This is a genomic window from Noviherbaspirillum sedimenti, assembly GCF_003590835.1.
GTDB lineage: Bacteria > Pseudomonadota > Gammaproteobacteria > Burkholderiales > Burkholderiaceae_D > Paucimonas > Paucimonas sedimenti.
In genome coordinates this window covers 3,758,894-3,771,146 of sequence record NZ_QYUQ01000002.1, presented here as the reverse complement: position 1 = coordinate 3,771,146, position 12,253 = coordinate 3,758,894, and the positions used below count along the sequence as shown (strand labels likewise).

General features: G+C 55.9%; 9 protein-coding genes. All 9 read right to left on the bottom strand.

Going from position 1 to position 12,253, the window contains the following annotated elements; genetic code table 11:
- Nucleotides 1-117: 117 nt before the first annotated feature.
- Nucleotides 118-2,613 carry an efflux RND transporter permease subunit gene (locus D3878_RS17500; RefSeq protein WP_119786659.1) on the bottom strand — a complete coding sequence of 832 codons (2,496 nt, stop codon included), beginning with the start codon at nt 2,611-2,613 and terminating at the stop codon, nt 118-120.
- A 25-nt stretch (nt 2,614-2,638) separates the two neighbouring features.
- Nucleotides 2,639-3,904, bottom strand: a complete 1,266-nt coding sequence (locus D3878_RS17495; RefSeq protein WP_233556374.1) for a WD40/YVTN/BNR-like repeat-containing protein — start codon at nt 3,902-3,904, stop codon at nt 2,639-2,641.
- A gap of 52 nt (nt 3,905-3,956) precedes the next feature.
- Nucleotides 3,957-5,327 (bottom strand): DUF1329 domain-containing protein, encoded by a 1,371-nt coding sequence (locus D3878_RS17490; protein WP_119786657.1) that lies wholly within the window; start codon nt 5,325-5,327, stop codon nt 3,957-3,959.
- Nucleotides 5,328-5,488: 161 nt separating this feature from the next.
- On the bottom strand, nt 5,489-7,132 hold the full coding sequence (locus D3878_RS17485; RefSeq protein ID WP_119786656.1) for a DUF1302 domain-containing protein: 1,644 nt from the start codon (nt 7,130-7,132) through the stop codon (nt 5,489-5,491).
- Nucleotides 7,133-7,845: 713 nt separating this feature from the next.
- A complete protein-coding gene (locus D3878_RS17480; protein WP_119786655.1) occupies nt 7,846-8,154 on the bottom strand; it encodes an NIPSNAP family protein in 309 nt (102 codons plus the stop codon).
- Nucleotides 8,155-8,203: 49 nt separating this feature from the next.
- Nucleotides 8,204-8,722 (bottom strand): VOC family protein, encoded by a 519-nt coding sequence (locus tag D3878_RS17475; RefSeq protein ID WP_119786654.1) that lies wholly within the window; start codon nt 8,720-8,722, stop codon nt 8,204-8,206.
- 78 nt (nt 8,723-8,800) lie between these two features.
- Entirely contained in the window at nt 8,801-9,340 is a 540-nt protein-coding gene (locus D3878_RS17470) for a VOC family protein (RefSeq protein ID WP_199688197.1), read from the bottom strand.
- Entirely contained in the window at nt 9,337-11,070 is a 1,734-nt protein-coding gene (locus D3878_RS17465) for an FAD-binding protein (protein ID WP_119786652.1), read from the bottom strand. The genes D3878_RS17470 and D3878_RS17465 overlap by 4 nt, the downstream gene beginning before the upstream one ends.
- Nucleotides 11,067-12,221, bottom strand: a complete 1,155-nt coding sequence (locus D3878_RS17460) for an aminoglycoside phosphotransferase family protein (protein WP_119786651.1) — start codon at nt 12,219-12,221, stop codon at nt 11,067-11,069. The genes D3878_RS17465 and D3878_RS17460 overlap by 4 nt, the downstream gene beginning before the upstream one ends.
- Nucleotides 12,222-12,253: the final 32 nt, after the last annotated feature.

Genomic DNA, 12,253 nt, shown 5'->3' with positions numbered 1-12,253 from the left:
CCTCTATGTCTATGATCAATTTGATTTGCATTTTTTTTGCAAGACCATACCGATGCATCAATAACTGCAACAAGGGATTTCAGTCGACGACCCTGGCGGCCGCCGACCGTGCCCTTTCTATTTGACCACTGCGACGGACTCGACGCGCATCTTGGGTGCCGCTTGATTCTTTGGCTGTGCAACCGGATGCACGCTTGCTTTCTCAGCCGGCTTCGATTGCTGGACGTTCCTCAGCAGGAAGTGCGACAAGGCCGGTACGAGAATCAAGCAGCCAACCATGTTCCACAAGAACATGAAAGCTAGCAATAACCCCATGTCTGCCTGGAACTTGATCGGCGACCATGCCCAAGTGACCACGCCTGCGGCAAGCGTCAAGCCGATCAATGCCACCACTTTTCCGGTGAACGCTACCGCCGTGCGGAAAGCCTGCTCCAGAGGCACCCCGGCGCGCTGCTGCGCCAGCTGCACACTCAGCAGATAGAGTGCGTAATCAACACCGATGCCGACACCGAGTGCAATGACCGGCAGCGTGGCAACTTTCACCCCGATTCCCAGCGCCACCATGAGCGCCTCGGCGAGAATCGATGTGATCATCAACGGCACCACTGCGACCACTACTGCGCGCCAGCTGCGGAAAGCGATGAAACACAGAACAATCACTGCGGCATACACATACAGCAGCATGCGATAGTTCTCCTTCTTGACCACCTCATTGGTCGCGGCATCGATCCCGGCACTGCCGGCGGCAAGCAGGAATTGGCGATTTTCAGTATTGTGCTCGGCAGCGAATTCGGAAGCACTCTTCACCACGCGCGCTAGCGTGTCAGCCTTGTGATCGACCAGATAGGCATTCACCGGCATCAAGGTACAGTCCGTATCAACCTGGTCAGTACCCCAGCTGGTTGCTCTGCTGCCCGCATTGTTGATGACCGCCGGGTCACGCGAGACGGTCAGCCACTTGGGGTTACCCTCGTAGTTGCCCATGATGATGGCCTTGGTGCTATCCACAAACGAGCCGACTGTCTGCACGCCGGGGACTTCTCGCAGCTTTTGCGAGAGACGATCCGCATCCACCATCGTTTCGAAATCCATGCAGCCGCCTTTAGGCGTTTTCACCATCACTGAAAAGACATCGCTCGACAAGCCGAAATTACGGTTAACGAAGGCCACATCCTGGTTATAGCGGGAATCCGCACGCAACTCGGGTGCGCCGGGATCAAGATCACCAATCTTGAGGTCCATACTCACCACCACACATACCGCCGCAACGATAAAAGACGGAACAATGGCACCAATTGCCCACTTTCTCTGTGTAAAGCGATCCAGGAAATTCCAGAACTTGCCGAAGCCACGACCACTGCTTTCTTTCGACTCTTCACGCAGGCTGTTTTCAGCGGCCGTCTTGCTCACACCTGTGTAGGACAAGAGCACCGGCAACAAGAAGAGGTTGGTAAAGATGAGAATCGCCACGCCGATACTTGCAGATAAGGCCAGATCGCGAATCACCGGAATGTCGATCACCATGAGCACGGCAAACCCCACGGCATCGGCGAGCAGCGCCGTCAGGCCGGCGATAATCAGGCGGCGGAAAGTATAGCGCGCCGCCACCCACTTATGGTTGCCGCGACCGATATCCTGCATGATGCCATTCATCTTTTGCGCAGCATGACTGACGCCGATGGCAAATACCAGGAAGGGGACCAGTACCGTAAACGGATCGAGTCCTTTTCCCAGCAAAACCATGATGCCCAGCTGCCATATGACAGCGACAACGGAACAGGCAAGAACCAGCGCCGTGCTGCGTACGCAGCGGGTAAAAAGGTAGATGAAGATTGCGGCGGTGACGGCTGCAGCAAGAAAAAATGTGATTACTTTGACCAGACCATCGATCAAATCACCCGCTGCCTTGGCAAAACCGATGATGTACACCCGGGTATTGTCACCCGCCTGTGCGCGTGCCTGCTCTTCAAGCAAATGCGACAGTGCGCGGTAATCGAGCGGCTTGCCGGTATCTGAATACTTCTCCAGCAGCGGCACAACGATCATGCTGGACCGATAGTCGTTCGAGACCAGATTGCCGACCAGACCTGCGCTCTGCACGTTCTCCCGCAACTGCTTGATCGACTCAGGTGAACCGTCATAGTTTTCCGGCATCACCGGGCCGCCGCTGAAGCCTTCTTCTGTCACCTCGAACCAGCGTACCAGGGGTGTCCAGAGCGATTTCAACCAGGAGCGGTCGACGCCATCCGCCAGATACAGGGCATCATTGATCTTCGCGAGCGTTGCCAGATAAGCCGGATCGAAAATATCGCCATTCTTGTTCTCGACCACGACGCGCACGGTATTGCCCAGTCCGCTCAGGGTGTCGCGATTCTCGAGGTAATTTTTAACAAAGGGGTGACTTCTTGGCATCATCCCTTCATAGCTTGCATTGATATCGATTTTCAGCGCCTGGAATCCCAGGATGCCGGTGATGATGGCGCAGATAAATAGAACGGTAAACCGGTGGTTAAAGATCAAGCGTTCAAGAAAGTTCCCCGACTTTTTGTCAAAGTCTTCAGGATTACGGATAACTTCCAATGTCGTGCTTACTGGGTCAGGACCGATGGCCATGATATGTCTCCTCGACTTATATTTGTTACTGCTTCAGTGTTTCGAAGCCCGCGCCAGCGATGCCGACAACGCCCACGCCCCGGGCTCCGGCAGGTGCGACACCGAACAGCGGCGCTGTTCGTTTCACCGGCACGGGCGAAAAATGGGCGCCGCCATCGGCGCTGACCAACAGGGAACCGGACATGCTGACGATGGCCAGCTGACCATCCTTGAGTACGGTGCCTGATGTTAATCCGGCGCGATCGCCGCTCTCTGCCTTCTGCCAGCTTGCGCCCCCATCCGCGCTGCGATAAATGCTGCCACGCATGCCGAAGACCACCAGCGACTGGGGTGTGGGAATCAAGCCGAAAAAGCTGCCTTCATAGGGCGATTTCAAAGCGGAAAAGTGCTGTTTTTCACGATCCAGCTTCAGGATCAAACCTTGTTCGCCGACGATGTACACGTCACTGCCCGATCCACGAATGGCATTGAAGTTCATGTCTTTGGGGTTATCTGTCCGCTCAAGCCAGGGCGTCCAGCTTGTGCCACCATCCGCCGTACGCAAAATCATATTGAAGGGACCAACGATGTAGCCCACCTGTTCATTCTCGAACCAGACGTCGAGGAACGGGTGAATTGTGCCGTCTTGCGCAAACTGCTTGGCAGCGGTTAGGGCAGCTTGCGTCCGGGCATCCGCGCCCCGAACCGGACTTTCGTAATACTTGAGCATCGCAGCACCGGCCTGCGCGCCATCAAGCTGCTTGCGCCATGTCTGCCCGCCATCTTCCGTATGCAGCACTATGCCGCCGTGGCCCACTGCCCATCCTTTTTTCTCAGTAGGAAAATGTGCCGCGACCAAATCGACGCTGGTCGGCACAGGCACCTGCGTCCATTTTTTTCCTTGGTCATCAGACAGGAGTATGCGGCCGTGCGGCCCGACCGCTACCAGGCGGTCGCCAGCGTGCGTGATCGCAGTGAGCATGCTGGTGGCTGCCAGCGGGCTGATTCTTGCCGGGACGTTGAGCGGATCCTGAAACGCCGCGGCATGCGCCGGCGGCAAGGCCAGTGCGCCAATTGCCAGCGCTGCGCCGGTCAATAGAAGCGCTCGGGACATCGATGCTCTTGCAGTTTTTTTCATATAGACACCGCCTGAATGGATTTCTTTCGATGTGCGCTCGGGGCAGCAACATGAAAGAGAGTCCGGATGTTGTAAGTTCGCGGTAAACCGGCACTTGAACCAAATGCCTGGCGTTGAATTGCCGGATTGATGAAGAGCACCATGCTCTGCCAGGGGCGAACCCCTGGCCGCCACTCCCCATCAATCCTCTAGTACACACTATCCGGGCAGCGTCGCCCGGATAGGCTTAGCGAACGCCTTCGCCCACCAATGCCTCAGGCGCCCATTCACGCGCATCCAATGGCGCTATGGGATACATTCCATTGCCGATGTGGACATTCGAAACGACATAGACACCACTGTTCAGGTTGTATGCGCCGTAACCTTCACTGGATTGCGCAGGAACTTCGTACGCCGGCAAATGGGCCATCCACAGTACCCGCTGCAGTTTGCCGCTTGCATCATAGTTATCGCCCAAGCCGGCACCGTAGGTATCTTCATCGAAATAGAACATCCGCTTCGGCGACGTATGCCGCACGCCCGACTTCACCGTCCCCTCCACCACCCAGACGCGATGCAACTCGAAACGCAAGCAGTCCGGATTGTAGTGGTTCTTCATCAATACTTTTTCTGTCGGGCAGTTCTTTTCGTCCACCACCATCTTCGTATTGTTGTACGGGATATACATTTCTTTTTTCCCGATCAACTTGAAATCGAAGCGATCCTGCGGGCCGAGGAAAAGTGCCGCATCGTCCATGGTTGCAGCGCCGCCCTGGCCGGGCGACGGCGTGTCATAGCTCAGGTTCGGCGAAAGCTTGACGCGACGCTGGCCTGGCAGGTATTGATATGCCTTGCGCTTTTGCACGGTCGGATCGAGCGGGTCGACCAGCATCAATGCTTCGCCGGACATGCGCGCCGGCGCAAAAGTCTTGTGCTTGTAGCGCCAGAAGTAGTCGCCATCGACTTCTGTCCGCTTCGGGTCATAATAAAGGTACTCTTCCTGGACGACATTATTCGAGGAAAGCGCGGGCGTACCGTTCGAGTCGACCACCCAGCTGGTTGAATTCATGCCATAGCTGTGACCGACGAACCGGAGAATATGGTTCCACATGACTTCGTTGCCGGTTTTCGGAATCGGGAATGGATAGCCGCCGTAGCAGGCGCGGTTAATCGATACCCCGCCCTTTTCCGTGCTGCACCGGGTCGCATTCTTCGCCGTATTGTCCATCACATACTGCGGCCACGCGCCTGTGCGATGCGACGGATAGACGTCGATGCGAAAGGTCGGATATTTCTGCATCAGAGCCTTGAGGCCGTCCGACAGCTTGTCGGCATGCTGGCTCATGTTTTTCGCATCGACAGAGAAGAGCGGCTTCTCATTGGCGAAGGGATCGGGCCGCAGATGGGGTTTCTTCGGATCGAAGCCTGGCGGAATGGTCTTCATCCCGCCTGTCCAGGCCGGAATCGTGCCGTCTTTGTTGCCGGCCATTTCCGCTCCCATGGGCGTGAGCGTCTTGCCCAGTTGCTTGGCTTCTTCCGCAGTCACCGCGGCCTGCACCGAAGCGATGGAACATACGGCCAGACCTGCCGCAAGAGTAATAGAACGTTTAAACATCATTGTCGTCTCCAATTTCATCATGTTGTATCAAGGCCAACGATACCGCGCTGCATTCCTGGTAGGGCGCGCCACTTCTGGCAATGCTCACTGCACTTCCCTGGTTGCGGAATGGGGGGGGGGGGGGGGGGGGGGGGCAATCACGCTCCCACCCTCCGCATTTCTTAGAATGCTGTCTTGTACGTCAACGACACCCAGCCACGATCCTTGTATAGCGCGCCGCCGCCATTGTCGGTGGTGACTGCAGTACCGTTGTCACGGAACTTGACCATGTAGTCGTTATAGCTCAGCGTAACGAAATGGCGCTGCTGAATCTCGGCTGCAAGGCCGACACTGTAAGAACCATTCTTTTCCCGGTTGCCGCCCAAGGTTGCGCCATTCCCCTTGATCCCGATACCGAAAACCAGCGGCATCTTGAGGTCAACACCAGGGACGACCTGGTACCAGAGCGGCTCCAGCTTCAGATTGATCCCGACGTTGTTTTTCGTCACGCAGCCATCCATTTTGTCACCTGGGCAAGCGGCTGTTCCTTCCGCCTGGAAAACGCCCGCATTGCTCGTGACTTTGCGCCAGTGGCTGCCGTTAATTTCAGCGATGAGCACGGCCGAGTCCCAGGCAGCATTTTCGCCAAAATATTGGACGGCATTGACCAGCCAGTGAATGCTATCGCCGCGCGCACCCGCCGTACCGGGCGCAAATGCACTGTTAAAGGCGCCCCCCTTGCGATACGACAGTTCGGCGCCGACAGAGGTGTCACCGAGCAGCTTGGACAAACTGATGCCGTACAGCTTGACGTTGTCGTTGTAGACAAGATGCGCATCAGTAAAGGCCGGATTCAGAACTGCCCACGGCAACTTTTCGCCGAACTCGCGATAATAAAATCCGACCGTGCCGTTCAGCCATTCCGGCGCCCATTTGGCCATGACGCCCCAGTCGCCGCGATCTTTCGGTCTTGATCCGATGCCGGTGAAAGGTATGGAGAAGCCCGGGCCAAGGGCAAGATTGGTGCCGCCGCCGGCACTGAAGAAATCCGCGCCACCGAAATAGGTACCGCCATCAGGCAGCCGCCAGGGTTTCCATTCGTAATAATATTGCGCGGCTACAGACAGCTCGGAGGTCACCTGCGCTTGCGCGGAAAGCTGACCAAGCGGCAGGAACAGCTCCTTCACTTCGGTACCAGGATTGGCCAAAGCCTTCCGCACATCGATCGGCCCCTGAGAATAAGCGATGCCGTTACCCAGCGAAAACAGTGATTCACCCCAGAAAACATTGTGCCTGCCCAGCTTCACGCCGACAGGCGCTCCGCCCACGTCGAATTTGGTGAAGACGAAGGCATCCAGGATCTCGCCCGACAGCCCCTTGTTGTATCGCTTGACGAAGTCGGTGTAGCGGTTGCCTGGGTAGGTGTTTTGCGAGCCGAAAGCCGGATTGCCCCTGACCGTGTCATCGTGATAAGCCTGGTCATACCATGCCGATGCACTCACGCGAAAGCCGCTGGTCTTTTTGTAGACAAAATCGAATTCCGACAGCAGATCCAGACGGTTGGTGACTAGATCTCCTTTATCGAACTTCATATTCGATTCGTCGAATACGGGGTTATTGTTGATCCTGGAATCCTGATCTTCCGCCCGCACCCCGGCATTGTAACGAACTGTATTGTCCCAGCGAATGTCCAGGTCCGGGTTGTCCATCTCGAGCTTAACCGCACTCGCCGCTCCAGGGAACAGCAATGCTGCAACCGATAAAGCTGCCAATGCCACATCCCGCTTCTTGAACTCACTACGCTTTTCCACTGATTTTTTACCCATTTACTCCTCCTATTTTTACCTGCATTTTTAGAACCTATAGATTCTTTATTTTCTTCCATGCACAAAACGGACGACACCCAAGCATTTGAAACGTTATGCAAAAATATCGTACGCTTGCAAACCATACTCGTCAATACATCTTTTCAGTTAATTTTCACGAATCACCGGAATGAGTTATTGATAGGTGATCGTGGCAAATGCATTTCAGCATTTTTTAACCACCGACTATAGTATGTTCACATACTATAATTTAGCAGTCAAATATTTTGAATGTTTTTTGCAAGATTTGTTTACTGCGCCGTAGCTAGTTCAGGCGATCTGCTTCGTCGCGCGTTCCAGCCAGGTATTAAAGCAATTTGGTATGGCAGCCAACTCGCGTGCTCGATAGTTTCGTATGCAGCGCTTTGTCGCGCTTGAGAAATATCAACAATTAGAAGAAAACCGAATTAGCACCGGTGCCGAGAATGGGCACAGATGTATTCATGGCGGAAAGAAATTATTGAACGGACTATGCCGAGCAGTCTTCGCTCAAGACAAGGTGCTGGCGGGATGGGCAACTGCAGATCGCATTTGCTCTGGAGATAAAAATAAAGCTGGCAGACAGCCCCGTTTCAGTTACATGCTCCGCACCTATATGGTCGGGCTTGCATCTGTCACAGGAGTGTCCGGTATTACTTGGTTACAGCCACCTGGTCCGGTAGCTGAACCACATCTCAGGCGTCTGGAAAATGCGGCGCAGCCATTGCGAAGGCCAGTTTTTCGTCGACGACCGATGCCGAGAGCGCGGCCCAGATTTCAGGGAAATCCGGATGTGTCTGCAGCGAGCTGATCGTGTCATGCCAATGATTCATGTCACGCACTTTCCAGATATGGACAACGGTATTGAGACGACCGGTCGTGAAAAGCAAACCCTGGACCATTTTCACGCCTTTGGCTTCCACCAGCGCTTTCACGCGCGGGGCGATGGCGAGGAACTGGGGGACGCCGCTATAGGACAATTCGAGTGTTGCGTGCACGTACATGAGAATAGACTCCTTCAGGTATATAGTTATTGACTACAGTACGAAATATTCAGGCGAACAGGCGGATTGGATTCGTCTTCCGGTCCCATTTCAGATGCTCTTCCTTCCAACCGGCGAACCATTCCCGGATGGTGGGATTATCCTCATAGACCTCAATAAATCCGCCGACCTTGTCGCGCGCATCGACATAGGCGATGCGTGCCGTGCTCATCAATTCCTCGACGACCGGGCAGCCCATCTGCACCAGCCGGTCGCGGTCAGCTTCGAAATTTTCAGTGAAAAACATCATGTGATGAAATCCCTGGCCGCCATCCGGGTACATGTCCCGGTACATCGACGGCGCATCGTTATGCTGCTGGATCAACTGGATATTCATGTCCCCACAGAAACCGAGCGCGTGACTGGCGTCTTCTTCCGACGGCTTGCCACGATATAGTTGCTCCGGCAACTTGAGGTGGGGCACATGGTAGAAAGGCCCCGCGCCAAAAATATTGATCCAGTGATGGCACGCAGCCTCCAGATCCTTGACGACATAGGCAATTTGCATGATAGGTTTGTTGATCAGCACGTTATCTCCTTAATTGGTCGATCCATCCCCGTAGCGATGGTCGTAGAATGAACTAGTGATTCATTGGCAGTGAAGGACTCAGAATGACATTGTCCGGAGGACGTTTTCGCCATTGAAGTCGCGCGCGGCGCTACGGACTTTTTCGTAGACGCCAAGCAATATTGGTGAAGGCTCATACAGCTCAACGAAATGCCCAAGGGTGGCAACGCAGTCCATCATCGCGAACCCCACCCCAGGCATCGCTTCGGCATACAGCCCCGTCGCAAATCCTGCCGCCTCATAGGCCTTGATCGATTCCGCCAGGTTGTCGACAATCAGCGCCACGTGATGCATGCCAGATCCGCCGTCCGGGTACATGTCGCGGAATACGGAAGGCCCCTCGTTATTCTGCTGCACGAACTCGATCATCACCTCGCCCCATTGGCCATAAGCCGAGCTGTGATCCAGTTCCGCTGGCTGGCCGCGGTGATAACTCGCGTGCAGGGGGATGTGGTCAGCGATGAAATAAGGCCCCGAGCCGAACAACGCCGAGTGGGCCAACGCTGCCGCACGGATATCCGGCACGAAGTAGGCGATCTGCCGCACTGGATCGCGACGCATTGCGGGAGCGGCGTTCATGCGATGGTCCTCTCGCGATCATGCGCCGAATTCGCGACCTCGGCGTGCTGTTGATCGCCCTCGCCGATAGCGCTGGCAGCCGCACGCCGGCCGGAGAACAAGGTATCGGCCAGCGACAATCCGCTCATGTAGGCGTGCGAGCACATGCCAACCGCAGTGCGGCCGGCAGCGTAAAGCCCTGGGATGATAGACCCGTCTGCGCGCAGTACGCCGCCTGTGTCTTCATCAACCTTCAAGCCGCCCAAGGTAAATGCCGAGGTTGCCGCAAAGCGATTATTAATCGATACGTTGATCGCGTAGTATGGTCCGCTGCCGATCGGCGCGATGTTTGACGCGATCTTGCCCACCGGGTCAGGCTGGTTTGCAGCAGCCAGCTTGTCATAATCCCGGACAGTTGCCACGAGCCCAGACGTATTAATGCCGCATTTTTCTGCAAGCTTTTCCAGGGTCGCCGCTTTTTTGGTGCCGCCAAAGAGAATGTTGACCAAGGTAGGCGTCGCCCATAAAATGAACAAGGCGCGGCCGATGGTGAGCAGCGCCTTTATACCCCCCCAGAAGGTGCTTTTGTTCAGGATCAGCCATGCGGTGCCATCGGCAGACTGCTTTGCAATCGCATTGCCTACCGTACCGATATAGGCATCCTCATTGATGAAGCGTTTGCCGTCCTGATTCACCATCACGCCTTTTACAAACCCTTCTGGCGGAGAAAGCACACGACCGACAAAGGCGTTTGACATGAGTCCCGTCACCCCGCCAACAGACTCGCCCAGGGCGATGCCACTGCCGTTACACCCCATCGAGCCCTGACGCATCAGCGCACCGTAGGAAGATGCCAGTTCCGGTCTGTGCTTGGAGAGGATGGACAAATTGTAGACAAAGCCGCCACTCGACAGCACCACGCCCCGACGAGCACGAATCAGCTTTCGCCTGGCGCCCGCTTCCTTCTCGAATTGTGCGCAGCCACGAATGGCTTTTTCAGCGCGCTCGCCACTCAATGGCAAGTACGGGCTGACTTTTTTGTACAAGCTGCGGTGTTTGGCAAAAGCGGTTTCCGGAAACTGATCAATTTCGATGCCGATCACTGCGCCACTCTTGTCGACGACAAGCCGGCGCGCCGGTGCGTGGGGGATCAGCTTGACGCCGCGTTCAAACGCCGCTTTCTGCATGGCTGCGAAGTAGACTTTGCCGGTCATGCCTTTACCAACCACCCGATGCCCGCGCGGCGCCGGCGGCACTTGCGCTGCAATTGCCGGCGCTTTTTCATTTCCGCTGTAATAAAGGAATTTTCCTTCCGGGGGATAAGTTACTTTGCCGGAATAGAGGTCGCCGCTCAAAGGCACGCCATGCTGCGCCACCCAGGCGAGATTCGAAACGCTGTTGTCGCAGAAGCGGCGCAGGGTCTCGTCTCGCACGGGAACATACTCCAGTGCCAGATACTTGCGCATATTTTCGGCAGTGTCTTCGTAACCAGCCTCTTTTTGTTGCGGCGTACCGCCGCCACTGTAGAGAATGCCGCCGGAATAGGCAGTGGCGCCGCCGCCGTCGAAGCGGTCGACGGCAATCACGCTGGCGCCCCGCTCCGCGGCCTCCAGCGCCGCCGCCACGCCGGCGCCGCCAAAACCGACAACCACGATATCGGCTTCGCTGTCCCAGCTGATATCGTCCGCCGAGTCGACCACGCAGCAGGGTTCGATATCGGCTTCGCTTAGCTTGTCATCATGCTGGTTCATGCCGTAACTCCAAGTGAATCCAGGTCATCCATCGCGATCGAAATCCGACGGATGAATTCCAGCGTGATGTCGCGCGGCTGCATATCGGGCATGCCTGGCGCCGGACACAAGGTGATGGTCCACCAGGTCAGCACCGACAAGAGCTGCTGCCGGTAGAGGACCCAGGCCTCGTCGAAAGTGACGACAGGACCGCCGGCCTCGGCAAGCTTCTCCAGATAGAGACGCACCAGATCCTTTTCCCAGGCGCGGCGATTTTCCACCGTGAGCGCCGTGGCGATCGCGTAAGCGAGATCGCGACTCCAGTGCCCGCGGGTGCAGCATTGCCAGTCGCTCAGGCCCATTTCGCCGTTGCCGGCGATGTACCAGTTCTTCAGGTGCACGTCGCCGTGCATCAGTGTGAGTGGCAACTGCTGATGTTTTTCGACCGAGGCCAGCGTCGCCGGCCAGATTTCATCAAACCGCTTGTAGAGACGCGCCGGAATCACCGACTCGGCATCCAGAAATCCCTGGTTGGAGCCTTCCTTCATGCCGTAATCAAGGGTCTTGCGAAAAAATTCCGGCCAGGTTCCGAACTCCGTCAGCACGGTCTTCAATTCCGGACTTTCATGGAAACGGCCGTGGAACTTTGCCATCAGACGGATCTGGCTTTCGGCGCGCGCACGGGTGACCTCGGTCTTGTGTGAACAAAATGACTGGACTGAATCCGTCAGATCCTCAAGCAAGATGATCGAATTAAAGGACTTCGGGTCGAAGTTGGCAAAAATCGGACCCGGCGCTTCGATATCAAGCAAGGGGCGAATCTTGTTATAAAAGACCACTTCCGCATTGGCGGCGCCGGCCACGCCCATCACGATCCGGTTGCTCAATTCATGCGACGCCTTGCAGAACAAGGCTGTCGGCAACCCGGCATCCTGCCCCGCCTTGTTGTATTGCACCTTGATCCGCCGGCGATTGGATGATCCGCTGTCTTGTTCGCCGAGCGTATGTTCAATCACCCTGGCTTCCGGATGATTGCGGCACAGTACATTGGTCAGCCAGCGGTCTGTGATGGCTTCATAAGATAATGGCAGGTCCGATGCCTCAACGGCTTCGATGTTGCGTTTCTGGTCTAATTCGTAGGCCGCGCGAATCTGTTCGACGATCGTTGTCATTGTGCTGTCTCTTCCGATTGATCTAAAATTTG

Coding starts and splice junctions, on each gene's coding strand:
- D3878_RS17500 (WP_119786659.1), bottom strand. CDS start 2,613: ATGGCCATCGGTCCTGACCCAGTAAGCACGACATTGGAAGTTATCCGT.
- D3878_RS17490 (WP_119786657.1), bottom strand. CDS start 5,327: ATGATGTTTAAACGTTCTATTACTCTTGCGGCAGGTCTGGCCGTATGT.
- D3878_RS17485 (WP_119786656.1), bottom strand. CDS start 7,132: ATGGGTAAAAAATCAGTGGAAAAGCGTAGTGAGTTCAAGAAGCGGGAT.
- D3878_RS17480 (WP_119786655.1), bottom strand. CDS start 8,154: ATGTACGTGCACGCAACACTCGAATTGTCCTATAGCGGCGTCCCCCAG.
- D3878_RS17470 (WP_199688197.1), bottom strand. CDS start 9,340: ATGAACGCCGCTCCCGCAATGCGTCGCGATCCAGTGCGGCAGATCGCC.
- D3878_RS17465 (WP_119786652.1), bottom strand. CDS start 11,070: ATGAACCAGCATGATGACAAGCTAAGCGAAGCCGATATCGAACCCTGC.
- D3878_RS17460 (WP_119786651.1), bottom strand. CDS start 12,221: ATGACAACGATCGTCGAACAGATTCGCGCGGCCTACGAATTAGACCAG.